This window comes from Flagellimonas amoyensis (assembly GCF_003058265.1).
Classification (GTDB): domain Bacteria; phylum Bacteroidota; class Bacteroidia; order Flavobacteriales; family Flavobacteriaceae; genus Flagellimonas; species Flagellimonas amoyensis.
In genome coordinates, this window is the sequence record NZ_QBUK01000003.1 from 203723 (window position 1) to 218671 (window position 14949).

Genomic DNA, 14949 nt, shown 5'->3' on the forward strand with positions numbered 1-14949 from the left:
CCAAAATGTGAAAGGTTCTTATTGCTTTGCATAAGTCAATTCCTGAAACCAGTGAGATACAATTTGTCAATTCACGTGTTTCGTACTTTAAACTTACCATTGAATTAAAAGCCATAAATTCAAATAATGGAATTCCGATTATTAGTATTATCAAGGTAATTATGTAAATCGTTTTTCTCAATTATTCTCGGTTTTCAGCTTTCGCACAACGGTTTGTCTATGTTTTCATTGCGTGAAAATCCATAAGGATTTTCCGCCGTAAACTGAAGATAGCAAATTTGCGAGGACTTTTCGATGGGAAAGTAAGGAGTAAGGAATTATAGTTGTTGACAACTGGTTTTATTTTATTATTTCGGTCAGATAAACAATTCCAAATATCCATCCCACATAGAGTAGAGTATAAGTCAGCGAGTAAACTGCTGAAATTCCAATATCTCCTTTTGTATCTTTTGATTTATTAAAAACAAATTTCAACGCTCTAAAGAAAATCCAGTAAAGCATTGCCAAAATTATAAATAGTGAAAACCAAAAAATGACTTCCAAAACTATTAGCAATACCACAAACAATATCGACATTACAATCCATAGCAAAATCGACAAAATCAGTCCGCCAATTCCATCTCCAACAGATGGTAATTCCATAGTTGGTCCAGTTCCGCTATTTGCTATGAAATTTCCACTTTTAAAATCCTTAAATTTTGGAAAATTGTCAATCATTCCCATTCCAAAGTAAAGTCCATAAGTCATAAAGAGAAACAACGCGGTTGCTATAATTCCAAGTGACAAATATAGATTGGAAGTCAAACTCCGATTATAATTTACTCCAGTCAAATGAACAGTCAGAATTGTAATTCCGATTACAAGTAATGAAACTATAAAAACAGATTTCCCTTTCAGATATGGTTGTTTGGTTTTCAATTGAGAGTATTTTTGTCAGTTTGTTGGTAACGGCTGTTCAACCAAAATAATGGTTTTTTTGATGTGTAAGATATTTATAACAAAGTTATTATACACTTTTTGCCGAGAATTGTCATAAACCAAATATGCCACGTTGTTCTCTACCTACTTCTAATTTTCCATGGAACATTTTGCATTGACCAAAGGCCGTAATGGAGCCAAAACCTTACAATTCCCATGCCTTCTATTTGCATACAGAAAAACTAGAGGAAACACCTGAAAAGGTGTAATGCCAGGTTTGATTGGCATGGTGGCCAAGGTTTTCGGTTATATCATCCACTACATCTTGACCCTTTACCCTCTTATCGGCTCTTTTTCCCTTGGCTATAAACCTGTATCTTTGCAGCCTTGGAAAAACTCCGGGCACTGAAATTGATTAATCATCTAATAAAAAAGACATGCAAGACGGAATCTATGCAAAGTTCAATACCCCCAAAGGGGAAATATTGGTGAAACTCACCCACGACAAGACGCCGGGAACGGTAGGCAACTTTGTTGCACTCGCCGAGGGCAATATGGAAAATGCGGCCAAGCCCCAAGGCAAGCCCTATTACGACGGATTGAAGTTCCACCGCGTCATAGCCGATTTTATGATACAGGGCGGATGCCCGCTGGGCACAGGTACGGGCGACCCCGGTTATAAGTTCGATGATGAGTTCCATCCCGAACTTACCCACAACGGTCCAGGCGTACTTTCCATGGCCAATGCAGGACCGGGCACCAATGGGAGTCAGTTCTTCATCACCCACGGCCCAACCCCTTGGTTGGACAATAAGCACACCGTATTCGGTTTTGTGGAGCATGGTCAGGAAGTGGTGGATGCCATTGCCCAGGGCGACCAGATAGAAAGTCTGGAAATTGTCCGTGTGGGCGATGAGGCCCAGAACTGGAACGCCATCGAAGCCTTTAGAGTGTTCGAGGGCGCCAGGGAAAAACGTATGGCCGAGGCCAAGGCCAAGGCAGAGGCCGAAATGGAAAAATTGGCCGCTGGCTTTGAGAAGACCAATAGCGGACTTCGGTACAAAATCGTACAGAAAGGAAATGGTCCCAAAGCGGAAAACGGGAAAATTGTTTCCGTGCACTATGAGGGCAGCCTCTCCAACGGACAAGTATTCGATTCTTCCTACAAAAGAAAACAGCCCATCGATTTTACCTTGGGCATTGGCCAGGTGATTGCTGGTTGGGAAGAAGGTATTGCTTTATTGAGCGTAGGGGACAAGGGCCGTTTTGTGATTCCATCACATTTGGCCTACGGTAGTGCCGGCGCCGGTGGGGTGATTCCTCCAGATGCCACCCTTATCTTTGATGTGGAATTGATGGCGGTGAAATAATCTTTGCGCCATTGACAATAAAAAAAAAGCTTCCGAAAGGGAGCTTTTTTATTTGGTACGGTTCACGCTTACCAAAAGCAGACAAAGGTTGAAGGCAAGCAAAAGAAGCAAAATGCTAAAAAATGTATTCATGGTTATGGTGTTTACTGCATAACAGTTGAACGGGAAAATACCCTACCTATTGCCCAAAACCTTTAAAATCATTTTTTTGATCCGTTCACGCTGAGCACAAGCAAAAGCGCATTTACGACCAATAGAAAAGACAGTACTCCAAAAAAAGTGTTCATGCATTCATGGGTTTAATGGTTGTGGGGAACTATGTCAATCTCAACCTTTAGATAGTGGGGGGGTGGAATGGTTGCGTAAAAAGTGGAGAAAAATAAAAAACCCGGACAATTGTCCGGGCCTGATCTATAAAAAAGTGTGCTGGTACCTTAATCTATAACTTGTACGTTAACGGCGTTCAATCCTTTTTTACCTTGTTGTAGTTCGAATTCCACAACGTCACCTTCTCTGATTTCATCGATTAAACCTGAAACGTGTACAAAGTGATCTGTTTTTGAACCATCTTCAGTGATAAAGCCATAGCCTTTAGAATCGTTGAAGAATTTTACTGTTCCTTTACTCATAATAAATGTTAAAAAAATTAAATGAGGAACAAAGGTACATTTAATTTATTGATAATTAGGATTTTTCGAAAATTTCTTGAAAATCAAGCTGTAGGGTCCGGAGTCAACCGCAAATAGGGCTTCACTTCTTCCACACCTTTGATGAAAATTGTCTTGGCCTCTTCGGTGGGTATGGCTGGGCTCACTACTACTTTTTGTCCATGTTCCCAATTGGCGGGAGTGGCCACTTTATGGTTTGCCGTAAGTTGCAGGGAGTCCACCACTCGGAGCAGTTCATAGAAATTACGCCCTGTGGATGCAGGGTAGGTGAGTGTCAGTTTCACCTTCTTGTCCGGTGCGATGATGAACACCGAGCGAACGGTAAGGGTATCGTTGGCATTGGGGTGGATCATATCGTACAGGTCGGAAACCTTTCTGTCCTCATCCGCTATGATGGGAAAGTTCACGGTCGTGTGCTGCGTCTCGTTGATGTCCTTGATCCATTCCTTATGGGAAGCGGCACCATCTACACTCAGGGCCATCATCTTCACGTTCCTTTTCTCAAACTCATCCTTAAATTTGGCCGCAGTGCCCAATTCGGTGGTGCAAACGGGAGTGAAATCAGCAGGGTGCGAGAACAAAATGCCCCAACCATCGCCTAGATATTCATAAAAATTAAGGGTTCCTTCGGAGGTCTCTGCAGTAAAGTCGGGAGCGGTATCGCCCAGTCTAAGAGTTGCCATATATATCTTGTTTTAAAGTTGATAAATGAATACCCTACAAATTTAGTAGATAAATCAATGACTTCATTTAATTTCAGTTAAAAGTGTATTAAAATTGCCTCTTGTGCATTTTGATTGAATCTGTCAGTTCGAGTGATTTTTCGGAATAAAAATCGTATCGAGAACTAAAATTTTATGCCCCTTTGGAAATGTACCACTTCTTTTTGCGACCCAATGTTCGTAAATTTAAATTTATGGAAAACAATCAACTGGAACAACTCCGTTACCCCATAGGAAAGTTTGAGGCCCCTTCGAACATCACAAAGGAACAATTGGACGAATGGATCAGTGTACTGGAACATTTGCCCCAACGCTTACAGGATTTGGTCAACCCACTTTCCGATGATCAATTGGAAACCCCGTACCGGCCCGGTGGGTGGACCGTGAGGCAATTGGTGCACCACATATCCGACAGCCATCAGAACAGTTACATTCGGTTCAAATGGGCACTTACAGAAAGCAATCCTGTCATAAAACCGTATGATGAAAAAGGTTGGGCAGAACTTTTCGATTCCAGAACGGCACCCATTCAAATGTCCTTGGACCATTTAAAAGCGGCCCATGCCAAACTGGTCTATCTGTTAAAAGGGCTTTCCCAAGCGGATCTCAAGAAGACCTTCATCCATCCTGATGGAAATGTGGAATCCACATTGGAAGTGAACATAGGTCGCTATGCTTGGCACAGCAACCATCATTTTGCGCATATCGCCAATTTGGTACAACGGGAGGGCTGGTAGATTGGCACAAAAGAAATTGGGGTCAAGCTAGGCTTGTTTCCATTTGATGTTACAACCCAGACTGGGTTTTTGATCGGACGGGATCGCTTTTCCTGCCAAAAGGGCATCCATGGCTGCCTTCAGGTCATTTCCGGTCAAGGGAATACCATTTCCGGGCCTTGAATCGTCCAATTGTCCGCGATAGGCCAATTCCAAATCGGCATCAAAAAGATAGAAGTCAGGGGTGCAGGCCGCATCGTAGGCCCTTGCCACTTCTTGGGTCTCATCATACAGGTACGGAAAGGTGTATCCTTCCTCCCTTGCCTTCTCCTTCATCAAATGTGGGGCATCTTGTGGAAAATTGTCCACATCATTGCTGGAAATGGCGATAAAACTGACTCCCTTGGCCTGATACTCCCGGGCGAGTTCGGAGATTTTGGGGTTCACATGGATGACAAAGGGACAATGGTTGCAGATGAACATGATCACCGTGCCCTTTTCCCCACTGGCGTTTTTGAGGGATATGGTTTTCTCCGAAACGGTGTCCAAAAGGTCAAAATTAGGTGCCTTGGTCCCCAATGGGAGCATATTGCTGGGTGTCCTCGCCATGTGTGTTGCTTTTTGAGGTATAAAAATAAAAAACGGCCTGCGGAATGGCAGGCCGTTTTCGGTTTTTTTATGGGTAAATCCTAGATGTCGTCGAAATCCACATCGGTAAAACTTTCGGTAGTGCTCCCGTTTTCGCTTACCGTGGTCTCTTCTTCTTTCTTGAAATCCTTCTGGTGGCGTTCGGATATCACTTCCTGTCCCTTTTCATCGATGATGTAATCCATCATCTCATCCATGATCTCCTTGAAGGCAGTAAAGTCTTCCTTGTAGAGATAGATTTTGTGTTTCTTGTAATGGAAGGAACCGTCGTCATGGGTGAACTTTTTGCTTTCGGTGATGGTCAGGTAATAATCACCTGCCTTGGTGCTCCTCACGTCAAAAAAGTAAGTTCTTCTTCCAGCCCTTAAAACTTTTGAATAAATCTCTTCCTGATCCATTATATCTTTCTCGCCCATATGGTATAGTGTATTTAGAACAATGTTGAATTACACTACCAAAAATGTAAAAAAAATGCTAATTCAGCAAGTTTTTTATCATTCTTTGCCCGAAAGTTGGTTGAGATAGAGTTCCTTATAGTAGCCATCCACATTGTTCAGCTCTTGGTGGCTGCCTTCTTGAATTATTTTGCCATTGTCCAGCACAATGATCTTATCGGCATTTTTTGCGGAAGATACCCGATGGCTCACAATAAGGGTGGTCTTGCTCTCCGATACTTTTTTCAGGTTGTTCAGGATTTCTTCCTCGGTCTCGGTGTCCACGGCGGAGAGGCAATCGTCAAAAAGATAGATCTGCGGTTTCTTGAGCAATGCCCTGGCAATGGATACCCGCTGTTTCTGTCCCCCGCTCAGGGTAATGCCCCGTTCGCCTAGGATGGTGTCATATTTTTTGGCAAATCCTTCAATGTTTTTGTGCACCACTGCTTTTTTGGCAACGGCCACTATTTCATCATGGGAAGCATTTTCATCGCCAAAGCGTATGTTGTTCTCAATGGTGTCCGAGAAAAGAAAGGCATCTTGCGGAACGGCACCGATGGAATTGCGCAGGCTGTTCAGGTTGAGTTTCTGTACGGGCACCCCATCGACCAATACTTCGCCCGAAGTGACATCGTACAGTCGGGCCACCAAATCCAAAATGGTGGATTTTCCCGAACCGGTCTTGCCCAGAATGGCCACGGTCTGCCCGGCCTTTACTTTGAAGGAAATGTCCTTGAGCGCGGTTATGTCGGTATCCTCATAGGTGAAGGTCACGTTCTTGAACTCGATATCCCCATGGACAATCGTGGGTTGCAGCACCTCGTTCTTGATGGAAGGTTCCTGCTTCAAAAATTCGTTGATCCGCTTTTGGGAGGCCTCTGCCGTTTGGATGATGGAGGTGAGCCATCCCACGATGGCGACGGGCCAGGTGAGCATGTTCACGTACAGGATGAATTCCGCAATGACCCCAATGGATTCAATGTCGCCGTTGATGTATTGTCTGCCACCAATGTAAACCACGAAGATGTTGCTGATCCCGATCAACAAGATCATCAATGGGAAGAACCAGGCGTTCACTTTGGCAAGGGACATACTGGTGTCCTTACCTTGATTGGCCAGTTCCCTAAGCTCTGCATTGATACGGGGCTCTATGCTATAGGCCTTGATCACCGAAATCCCAGAAAAGGATTCTTGGGTAAACGTGGACAATGTGGACAGGAATTCCTGCACCTTGGTGCTGCGCTTGTGGATCACCTTGCTGATCTGATAGATCAAAACCGACAAGATGGGTAGGGGCAATAGGGTATAGGCTGCCAAGGTGGGCGCTTTTATGAACATCAATGGCACAAGACAAACAAAAAGGGTGAGCGTCTGGATGCCATACATGATCGCAGGTCCGGCATACATCCGCACTTGGTTGATGTCCTCGCTGATGCGGTTCATCAGGTCGCCTATCCTATTTTTTTTGTAGAAATTGAGACTGAGCGATTGGTAATGGTCAAAGACCTCGTTCTTTAGGTCGTATTCGATATAGCGCGATACATTGATGATGGTTTGCCGCATCAAAAAAGTGAAAAGGGCAGAGAGCAGGGCCGCTCCCACAATGATCAAGATGTATTGCAATAGCATACCCTTAGCGTCGGAAAGGGAAATGGTCTCGGTCATAAACTCCTCAACAGCCTGGATGGACTTGTTCACATAGGAGGGCATGATCAGGGAAAAAATACGGGCTATGATGGTGATCAGCACCCCGATCAGCAATTTGAACCAGTATTTTTTAAAGTATTTGTTAAGGTGTTTTAGCTCCTTCATAAAAGGGAAAGACGGTTTTTGATTGTCAATGCATCGGGACAATCAAGCAAATATATGGCATAGCACACAAACAAAATGTTATAAAACTGATAAGAAAGCAACTTTGGTAGGTAAGATAAAAATATAAGGTTACTTTTGTGGCGTGAAAGCCAATCAACGACTTTAAAAGTTCTTTACAAATGCTCACCAGAAGGCATATCAGAGTAAAAGTGATGCAGTGTATCTATGCACTGATCCAGTCCAAGGACGATTCCTTGGTGAAGCAGGAAAAATTCCTGAGAATGAGCATAGAGAACATGTATGTGCTCTACCTCCTCATCTTGAGCCTCTTGGCCGAACTGCACCGAATGGCCGAAAAACACGTGGGACATGCATCCAAAAAGTATGTGGCCACGGAAGAGGACAACTATCCAAATCCCGAAAAATTCACAAAGAACCGCTTGTTGCTCCAAATCGTGAACAATGAGTCGCTAAAGAACGAACTTTCCAGAAGAAAACTGAACAATTGGTACCTGAACGAGGAGTACATCAAAATCCTCTACAAGGAAATTGTGGCCAGTACTATTTACAAGGAGTACATGACCAACGCGAAGGACAGTTATGAGAACGACCGAGACGTGGTCATCCAATTGTTCCGTGAAATCGTGGCCCCCAACGAAAAGATCTACGAATACTTCGAGGACGATAAACTCACTTGGGTCGATGATTTCCCCATTGTGAACACCTATTTGGTAAAACGATTGAAGAAGGCCACCGAAAATTCGGGAGACAAGTTCTTTTTGCCCGCCCTGCTCAAGGACGCACAGGACATGGACTATGCCAACGACCTGTTGACCAAGACCTTGCTCAACGATGCCAAGTGGGAAAAGGAAATAGAGGGCAAAACCCCGAATTGGGACAATGACCGGATCGCGGAAATTGACTCCATCATTCTGAAAATGGCCATTTGTGAGCTATTGAATTTCCCCTCCATTCCAGAAAAAGTGACCTTGAACGAGTATTTGGAGATTGCCAAGGAATATTCGACGCCCAAGAGCAGCATCTTCATAAACGGGGTTCTGGACAAACTTGCCAAGGAATACAAAACAGAGGGCAGGTTGCAAAAAATCGGAAGAGGGCTACAATAAACAATAATTGATTATTTTTGGGAAAACAAATTTTTATCATGAAAAGAATAACAACACTTTTTAGCTTGGTCTTCGCTATGGCCCTAGTGGGTGTTTCCTGCAAGGACAAGGCCTCTAACAAAATAGTTGCGGACAATGTTGAGAATGCCACTTCTAGGGATGAGGCACAAAAATTGGTTCCGGTAATGACCTTTGAAAAGGCAGAACATGATTTCGGAACCATTGAACAAGGAACTCCACAAGAAACCATCTTCAAGTTCACCAACACAGGTAATGCCCCTTTGATCATCACAGATGCCAAGAGCAGCTGCGGATGTACCGTGCCCGATCCGCCAAAAGAACCTATTGCCCCAGGGGAAACAGGAGAGCTTTTGGTGAAGTTCAATGGATCTGGACAGAACCAAGTGACCAAGACCATTACGGTTACGGCCAACACGGCCAAGGGTTCGGAGATCTTGAGGATCAAAGCATTTGTTAATCCTAAGAACGCAGTACCCGCCGGTCCTGTGAAATAAGTAACATACCTGAATGGAAAACTTACAACAGTTTTTGCCTCTGATATTGATTTTTGGTGTGGCCTATTTTTTTATGATCCGCCCACAGATCAAACGTCAGAAGGATGAGAAAAAATTTACCACGGAGCTGAAAAAAGGCGATAAGATCATCACCAAAAGTGGGCTTCACGGCAAGATCGTGGAATTGAACGACAAGGATTTCTCCTGTGTTATCGAGACGATGGCCGGCCGCCTAAAGTTTGACCGATCTGCCATTTCCATGGAAATGAGCAAGAAGTTGAACTCGACTCCAGAAAGTAAAGCATAGTCGAAAGACGCATCTTATACCCATAACATCCCTCGAAAATTTCATTTTCGAGGGATGTTTTTTTTGTACCTTATCCAAAAATTTAAAAATGGGTACACGCAGACAATTTGTAAAAAGAAGCACATTGGGTATGGCCGGATTGGGCACTTCGTTTCTGTTTCCGATGGAACTATTGGCATCCATCCGAAGGACCGTCAGTCCGAACGATAAGATACAAGTAGGGCTCATTGGCTGTAAGGGCATGGGGTTTTCCGATTTGAGTTCCCTGTTGCAGAACAGCGAAGTGGAAGTCGTGGCCCTGTGCGATGTGGATGAAAATGTACTGCGTGAAAAAACGGACGACCTGGAAAAGGGAGGCATCAAAAAACCAAAATGGTATACCGATTACCGAAAAATGCTTGAGGACAAGGATATCGACATTGTCATCATCGGAACACCCGACCATTGGCATTGCTTGCAACTAACGGATGCCATTGATGCAGGAAAGGATGTGTATTGTGAGAAGCCCATTGCCAATTCAGTGGCCGAAAGCGAGGCCATGTTGGCCAAAGTGAACTCCAGCGACCGAATGGTGCAAATTGGACAATGGCAACGAAGTGAACCCCATTTTGTGGATGCCATCAGCTATGTGCATTCCGGAAAATTGGGACAGATACGTTTGGTGAAGGCATGGGCCTACCAAGGATGGATGCAATCCGTTCCCGTGTTGCCCAACAGTTCCGTGCCTTCCGGTGTGGATTATGCCATGTGGTTGGGGCCTGCACAAAGCAGACCTTTCAATGAAAACAGGTTCCATTTTAATTTCAGGTGGTTTTGGGACTATGCAGGCGGTTTGATGACCGATTGGGGCGTCCATATGATCGATTATGCCCTTTTTGGCATGAAGGCCTCCGATCCCAAATCGGTGATGGCCATGGGGGGCAAGTTCGCCTACCCAGGTGACGCCGCCGAAACACCGGACACCTTACAGACCATATACGATTTTGGTGATTTTTCCCTGCTTTGGGAACACGCTACGGGCATTGACGGTGGCAATTACGGCCGAAACCATGGTGTGGCCTTTATCGGGAACAACGGAACCTTGGTGCTGGACCGAGGCGGTTGGGAGGTGATTCCTGAACACGACCGTCCACATTGGAGCAAAGATCTGGGTCCAAAAGTAGAGCCGGTTCCCTTGCAAAAAGGTATTGGCCAAGGTTTGGGACTGCATACCAAGAATTTCTTGGAAGCTGTAAAAACTAGGGACGCCTCTATCTTAAAAGCACCTATAAAAGTGGGGTACGATGCCGCGGTGGTGAGCCATTTGGGCAATGTGGCCTACAAAACGGGGGAACGCCTGTTCTGGGATGCGGAAAACAAAAAGTTCAATAATCCGAAAGCTGATGCCCTATTGATGAACGAATACCATAACGGTTGGAAGTTCCCGAAGATGGGGTAAACTGATTTGGTGTTGATTATCTCTTTCTAAGTTCGGTGTCAATTTTGTCTATGATTAAACTAATTCTATTGAAGTCACCGATAGTCCTAGAAGGAGCATTATATCTTCTTGTTACACCTTTCAAGTGTGTGTGGGCAGCATTATTTCTAGAATCTTTGATATTTCCCAAATAACTTTTTAGTAAAGTAATTTGCCCAGTTTTTTCAAGCTCCCTTTCTATTCTTTCTGCTTCGATTAAACCAATCAAACTTATTAACATTGGGCGGATGTTTTTTTTATATTCAAATCCATAATTTGGTTTGACTATAGATTCTTCACAATATTTTTTATTGTCAGGGTTTTGTAGTTTTCTATTTGCATGTCGAATAATTATGTCATCAAGAGATTCTTCAATCCAGCCACATAACTCAATCAAAGCAAGTTTTGAAAAATAGATTGCTTTTTTTTGACTTGAAGCAGAGTTGTAGAGTTTATCTAACTCTGCAAGGGTAGACTTAATATATGACTTGGCGACCATTGTTTAACCAAAAATTTCAATCGCTTTATTGAGTCTATTCAAAACCTTATCTTTTTGAGCTAAACCTTCTTTCAAACTTTCAACAGAGAATAAATCATCTTGCCTTAAGTTCAAGTATCGCATGTTTAAATCTTCACTTGATTCATGCTCTAGATTCTGTAGATTATTGGCTACTCCTACAAAAATTGCCTCTGTAGTAGCTTTACTTAGCTTAGGTATAGGGTTTTTGTTTAAAACCTTTATATAGATTAAGTCAATTGTCCTAGTGAACAATTCTCTAAATTTTTCAATATTTTCTGTGCTTGTATGCTGGTAATCATCCATGAAATCATTTAAAAATCTAGACAATTGACCTTTATAATTTGTTCTATTGTAAGTAAAAGAAAGAAACCTAAGAACCAATTCCTCACTGGCAAAGCGATCTTTTTTGTCAGATTCCAAGTCAAATAAGTTTAAAAAATTAGGATGCTCAACCAATTCTTTCAGTAATGTGTTGAACACTCCATTATAGATACAGTTTCTGATTTCTTGATTCGATAATTTTGCACCACCTGTATTTAAACGATGAAATATTGTAAATAAATACTCCATGTGGCTTTTCTTTGAATAATTACAGCGAAGAACAGTTATTGGTATTACTGTGTTCTCAACTTTATTGAACAAATCTGGATATTTACTTTTAATAGATAGATTAGTTTTTCCTGATATTCTTGCGTCAATATCATCTAGCTTAGAAAGTTTCCATTCATTAGTGGGCTCTGTGTCAAGAAATTTTACTGTGCTTGCAATTCTTTGAAGGCCATCAATTACAAACCTTTTTTGAGTTTTGTAATCTAAACTTATGCATAAACTAGGTATTGGTAATTGTTTGACCAATGAATCAACTAACCTTGTCTGCATTGTTGGAGACCAAACAATTTCTCTTTGAAAGTCCGGTTGTATATCTAATTGTCCTTCTTTGTGCATTCTTAGAAGGTCAGCACAAGACCGAAGTTCGTTAAATGCAACTATGTCTTCAGGTGGAGCTTCACTAAAATCATCTGTTTCCAGTTGCTCATTCTCCAATTTTTCTAACTGCTCATCCAATTCAAAAAGTTTATTAGTCATGATTCCAGTTATTTTAATTATAATCAACGTTTAAATTAACTATCTTTTTTATTCCCATCGAACAATTTTATATAAGTATTGAACTTTGATTATTAGTTTATAAGTGAAAACTGGTTTAGCGAGTAAGGTAGTAATAAACTGATTACATAATAATTAGGTGGGCTACCTTTTTTGAAAATAAATCTTAATTGTAACTAAATTATATTCTCTTTCTGTCCTTTAGAATAATTAGTGTAAGGATGTAGATCAAAACAATCGCAAAGGGAATGGTGATAAATCGTTGCTCAGGAAACAAATACCATAGCACAAGTACCAAAACAGTCCTAGCCAATGCATGGAACATTCCGACCCAATGGCTGATTATCCACGAAAGGGGCAACCACATCAACCCGGACAGAATACCTACTGTTAGTGGCAGGGAGGTGTAATCCTCAAGGAAAAATGGAATCGCAATGGAATAGACCAAGACCGCTTGCCCTACCGTGTAAAAGAAGAGGGTGTCAAACTCATTTTTTGGTTTCTGTTTATCGAGGAAGTCCTCTCCCGTATATTTGGAAATGAACATGCCCAAATACGCAATGGAGCCCGTTGCAATGAACAGTACCCAGACCGTTGTGAGGTCGGGAAATAGTAGGCCAGAAACTCCAACTATTGTCCATGCTATCAGTCCTGCCAATGGGGTGGCCAGAAACTTTCCATTTTTAAACTCCAAGCGTTGTTCTTCGAGGGTTCTTTTGATGGGTTCCATAGATTTTTGTTTTTTCAATTAGAATTTAAAATGGCTCTAGGGCAGATCATCGATATCCATCATTCAATCCCACTCCTTTTTCGATCAAAGGTAGGATTTTATCTAGTCTGCGCAATTTGGTGGCTTCTTGTTTGGCTTCCGCAATGTACTCGCAGAACTCTTTCTGTTTATAGGGAGCAAAGGATTCAAAAGCACTTTTTAAACGTGCGTTTTCGGCCAATTTGGTTTGGAGAAGGTCTGGAACTGCGGCTTTTGTGGGCTTGGCAGGCGCTAGTTCAATTCCCTTTTTTTGATTTTGAATGGCCTCTTGCATGTAGGCTGTTACACCCTTTTTATCTACCTCATCCAAAGAAAAGAACTTCCAGTGCCGCATGCCCTTGGTCTTCCCTTCCTGGGCATTTTCCAGTACTTTTTTCGGGTCGTTCATTAAGGCCCCATTAAAAAACCAGATTCCAAAATAGCCTTTGAATTTACTGATGCCAAAAACGTTTTTGCCGTTTACGGTATACACCGGAAAACTCCATTTAAAATCCTCCTTGCAATCGGTTTGGAGGGCCAGCTCGCGCAAAAGCGCAATTCCGTCTTTAAAGGGATGTTCCTTTTCATAAAAGGCTTCTAGTTTTTCCGATCTTTCCATCTTACTTGATTTGACGGGCAGTGAGTTCACAGATTTTCACAATGACCTCCACTGCTTTTTGCATGCTTTCCAAAGGAATATACTCATATTTTCCGTGGAAATTATGTCCGCCCGCAAAGATATTGGGGCAGGGCAGGCTCATAAAACTCAATTGAGAACCATCCGTGCCACCCCGAATGGGTTTAATGATGGGTTCAATGCCCAAAGATTTCATGGCTTCTTCGGCAATCTCCACGATATGGAAAACGGGTTCCACCTTTTCGCGCATATTTCGATATTGCTCCTCAATGACCAAACTGGCATAATCCCCATGTTTTTGGTTGAGCTTGTCCACTACTTCCTTCAATAATTCCTTCCGGGCTTCAAAATGAACGGCATCATGGTCGCGGACAATCAGTTCAATTTCGGCTTTTTCAATTTCCCCCTTGATCTTGTGCACATGGAAAAAGCCTTCCATGCCTGTGGTGTGTTCCGGAACTTCCCTTGGGGGGAGGAGACTCAAAAACTCATTGGCAATGCCGATGGCGTTCACCATCTTGTTCTTCGCATAGCCAGGATGTACACTTTTGCCCGTAAAGGTGAGGTTGGCCTTGGCCGCATTGAAGTTTTCGTATTCCAGTTCCCCAATTTGGCTGCCATCCATGGTGTAGGCCCAATCGGCACCAAATTTTTTCACATCGAACTTGTGTGCGCCCCTGCCAATTTCTTCATCCGGGGTAAAGGCAATGCGGATTTTCCCATGTTTGATTTCGGGATGTTGTACCAAATATTCCATCGCCGTGACGATTTCGGCCACACCTGCCTTGTCATCGGCACCCAGAAGCGTAGTGCCATCGGTGGTGATCAAAGTTTGACCTTCATATTGCAATAGGTCTTCAAAATAATCGGGTGAAAGCACAATGTTTTTCACCTTGTTCAGCACAATGTCCTTGCCATCATAATTTTCAATGATCCGAGGTTTTACGTTCTTACCTGAAAAATCGGGCGACGTATCCATGTGAGAGATAAAACCAATGGTCGGCACCTTTTTGTCCACATTGCTGGGCAAAGTGGCCATGATGTAGGCATTTTCATCGATGGAGACCTCTTGAAGGCCAATTTGATGCAGTTCCATGACCAGTTTTTTGGCCAAGTTCCATTGTTTCTCGGTGCTCGGGGTGGTTTTGGAGTAAGGGTCACTTTGGGTGTCCGTGGTCACATAGTCCAGAAAACGGGGCAGTAGTTTTTCCATAGCAGGGATTTCATCAAAAATAATGCATATTCGA

The 14949-nt window shown here is 42.9% G+C and carries 17 protein-coding genes; 6 read left to right on the plus strand and 11 right to left on the minus strand.

Features of this window, described 5'->3' with window-relative positions; all coding sequences use genetic code 11:
* Positions 1 to 339 precede the first annotated feature (339 nt).
* Positions 340 to 918, minus strand: a complete 579-nt coding sequence (locus DB398_RS05600) for a hypothetical protein (RefSeq protein ID WP_108423417.1) — start codon at positions 916 to 918, stop codon at positions 340 to 342.
* Between the two features lie 437 nt (positions 919 to 1355).
* Here DB398_RS05600 and DB398_RS05610 point away from each other — a divergent pair, with 437 nt between their 5' ends.
* Positions 1356 to 2288: a peptidylprolyl isomerase gene (locus DB398_RS05610; RefSeq protein ID WP_108423419.1), complete on the plus strand. Its 933-nt coding sequence runs from the start codon at positions 1356 to 1358 to the stop codon at positions 2286 to 2288.
* Positions 2289 to 2722: 434 nt separating this feature from the next.
* Here the strand turns inward: DB398_RS05610 and DB398_RS05615 are convergent, their stop codons facing one another.
* Positions 2723 to 2917: a cold-shock protein gene (locus tag DB398_RS05615; protein WP_108423420.1), complete on the minus strand. Its 195-nt coding sequence runs from the start codon at positions 2915 to 2917 to the stop codon at positions 2723 to 2725.
* 83 nt (positions 2918 to 3000) lie between these two features.
* A complete protein-coding gene (locus DB398_RS05620) occupies positions 3001 to 3639 on the minus strand; it encodes a peroxiredoxin (protein ID WP_108423421.1) in 639 nt (212 codons plus the stop codon).
* A gap of 233 nt (positions 3640 to 3872) precedes the next feature.
* Here DB398_RS05620 and DB398_RS05625 point away from each other — a divergent pair, with 233 nt between their 5' ends.
* Positions 3873 to 4415, plus strand: a complete 543-nt coding sequence (locus DB398_RS05625) for a YfiT family bacillithiol transferase (protein ID WP_108423422.1) — start codon at positions 3873 to 3875, stop codon at positions 4413 to 4415.
* 27 nt (positions 4416 to 4442) lie between these two features.
* On the opposite strand, the gene DB398_RS05630 is transcribed toward DB398_RS05625, so the two are convergent.
* The 3 genes from DB398_RS05630 to DB398_RS05640 all read right to left on the minus strand — a co-directional run bounded on the left by DB398_RS05630 (position 4443) and on the right by DB398_RS05640 (position 7288).
* Positions 4443 to 5003 (minus strand): thioredoxin family protein, encoded by a 561-nt coding sequence (locus DB398_RS05630; protein WP_108423423.1) that lies wholly within the window; start codon positions 5001 to 5003, stop codon positions 4443 to 4445.
* 80 nt (positions 5004 to 5083) lie between these two features.
* The gene (locus DB398_RS05635; protein ID WP_108423424.1) at positions 5084 to 5458 is read right to left on the minus strand and encodes a PUR family DNA/RNA-binding protein; all 375 of its coding nucleotides are present in this window, start codon (positions 5456 to 5458) and stop codon (positions 5084 to 5086) included.
* Positions 5459 to 5536: 78 nt separating this feature from the next.
* Entirely contained in the window at positions 5537 to 7288 is a 1752-nt protein-coding gene (locus DB398_RS05640; RefSeq protein WP_108423425.1) for an ABC transporter ATP-binding protein, read from the minus strand.
* Between the two features lie 179 nt (positions 7289 to 7467).
* Between DB398_RS05640 and nusB the strand changes: the two genes are divergently transcribed.
* The 4 genes from nusB to DB398_RS05660 all read left to right on the plus strand — a co-directional run bounded on the left by nusB (position 7468) and on the right by DB398_RS05660 (position 10675).
* Entirely contained in the window at positions 7468 to 8415 is a 948-nt protein-coding gene (nusB, locus tag DB398_RS05645; RefSeq protein WP_108423426.1) for a transcription antitermination factor NusB, read from the plus strand.
* A gap of 38 nt (positions 8416 to 8453) precedes the next feature.
* Complete coding sequence (locus DB398_RS05650) at positions 8454 to 8930, plus strand: DUF1573 domain-containing protein (protein ID WP_108423427.1); 477 nt, start codon at positions 8454 to 8456, stop codon at positions 8928 to 8930.
* A 13-nt stretch (positions 8931 to 8943) separates the two neighbouring features.
* Positions 8944 to 9237 carry a preprotein translocase subunit YajC gene (gene yajC / locus DB398_RS05655; RefSeq protein ID WP_108423428.1) on the plus strand — a complete coding sequence of 98 codons (294 nt, stop codon included), beginning with the start codon at positions 8944 to 8946 and terminating at the stop codon, positions 9235 to 9237.
* Positions 9238 to 9325: 88 nt separating this feature from the next.
* Positions 9326 to 10675 (plus strand): Gfo/Idh/MocA family protein, encoded by a 1350-nt coding sequence (locus DB398_RS05660; RefSeq protein WP_108423429.1) that lies wholly within the window; start codon positions 9326 to 9328, stop codon positions 10673 to 10675.
* A gap of 16 nt (positions 10676 to 10691) precedes the next feature.
* Here DB398_RS05660 and DB398_RS05665 read toward each other — a convergent pair whose 3' ends face one another.
* The 5 genes from DB398_RS05665 to pepT all read right to left on the minus strand — a co-directional run bounded on the left by DB398_RS05665 (position 10692) and on the right by pepT (position 14915).
* Positions 10692 to 11192 carry an endoribonuclease gene (locus DB398_RS05665; RefSeq protein ID WP_108423430.1) on the minus strand — a complete coding sequence of 167 codons (501 nt, stop codon included), beginning with the start codon at positions 11190 to 11192 and terminating at the stop codon, positions 10692 to 10694.
* Positions 11193 to 11195: 3 nt separating this feature from the next.
* The gene (locus tag DB398_RS05670; RefSeq protein ID WP_108423431.1) at positions 11196 to 12299 is read right to left on the minus strand and encodes a DUF262 domain-containing protein; all 1104 of its coding nucleotides are present in this window, start codon (positions 12297 to 12299) and stop codon (positions 11196 to 11198) included.
* 199 nt (positions 12300 to 12498) lie between these two features.
* A complete protein-coding gene (locus DB398_RS05675; RefSeq protein ID WP_108423432.1) occupies positions 12499 to 13047 on the minus strand; it encodes a DUF7010 family protein in 549 nt (182 codons plus the stop codon).
* Between the two features lie 46 nt (positions 13048 to 13093).
* On the minus strand, positions 13094 to 13684 hold the full coding sequence (locus DB398_RS05680; RefSeq protein WP_108423433.1) for a YdeI/OmpD-associated family protein: 591 nt from the start codon (positions 13682 to 13684) through the stop codon (positions 13094 to 13096).
* A gap of 1 nt (position 13685) precedes the next feature.
* Positions 13686 to 14915 (minus strand): peptidase T, encoded by a 1230-nt coding sequence (gene pepT / locus DB398_RS05685; RefSeq protein WP_108423434.1) that lies wholly within the window; start codon positions 14913 to 14915, stop codon positions 13686 to 13688.
* Between the last annotated feature and the right edge of the window lie 34 nt (positions 14916 to 14949).

Coding starts and splice junctions, on each gene's coding strand:
- DB398_RS05635 (WP_108423424.1), bottom strand. CDS start 5,458: ATGGGCGAGAAAGATATAATGGATCAGGAAGAGATTTATTCAAAAGTT.
- nusB (WP_108423426.1), top strand. CDS start 7,468: ATGCTCACCAGAAGGCATATCAGAGTAAAAGTGATGCAGTGTATCTAT.
- yajC (WP_108423428.1), top strand. CDS start 8,944: ATGGAAAACTTACAACAGTTTTTGCCTCTGATATTGATTTTTGGTGTG.
- DB398_RS05620 (WP_108423421.1), bottom strand. CDS start 3,639: ATGGCAACTCTTAGACTGGGCGATACCGCTCCCGACTTTACTGCAGAG.
- DB398_RS05675 (WP_108423432.1), bottom strand. CDS start 13,047: ATGGAACCCATCAAAAGAACCCTCGAAGAACAACGCTTGGAGTTTAAA.
- DB398_RS05625 (WP_108423422.1), top strand. CDS start 3,873: ATGGAAAACAATCAACTGGAACAACTCCGTTACCCCATAGGAAAGTTT.
- DB398_RS05630 (WP_108423423.1), bottom strand. CDS start 5,003: ATGGCGAGGACACCCAGCAATATGCTCCCATTGGGGACCAAGGCACCT.
- DB398_RS05610 (WP_108423419.1), top strand. CDS start 1,356: ATGCAAGACGGAATCTATGCAAAGTTCAATACCCCCAAAGGGGAAATA.
- DB398_RS05615 (WP_108423420.1), bottom strand. CDS start 2,917: ATGAGTAAAGGAACAGTAAAATTCTTCAACGATTCTAAAGGCTATGGC.
- DB398_RS05650 (WP_108423427.1), top strand. CDS start 8,454: ATGAAAAGAATAACAACACTTTTTAGCTTGGTCTTCGCTATGGCCCTA.
- DB398_RS05670 (WP_108423431.1), bottom strand. CDS start 12,299: ATGACTAATAAACTTTTTGAATTGGATGAGCAGTTAGAAAAATTGGAG.
- pepT (WP_108423434.1), bottom strand. CDS start 14,915: ATGGAAAAACTACTGCCCCGTTTTCTGGACTATGTGACCACGGACACC.
- DB398_RS05665 (WP_108423430.1), bottom strand. CDS start 11,192: ATGGTCGCCAAGTCATATATTAAGTCTACCCTTGCAGAGTTAGATAAA.
- DB398_RS05660 (WP_108423429.1), top strand. CDS start 9,326: ATGGGTACACGCAGACAATTTGTAAAAAGAAGCACATTGGGTATGGCC.
- DB398_RS05640 (WP_108423425.1), bottom strand. CDS start 7,288: ATGAAGGAGCTAAAACACCTTAACAAATACTTTAAAAAATACTGGTTC.
- DB398_RS05680 (WP_108423433.1), bottom strand. CDS start 13,684: ATGGAAAGATCGGAAAAACTAGAAGCCTTTTATGAAAAGGAACATCCC.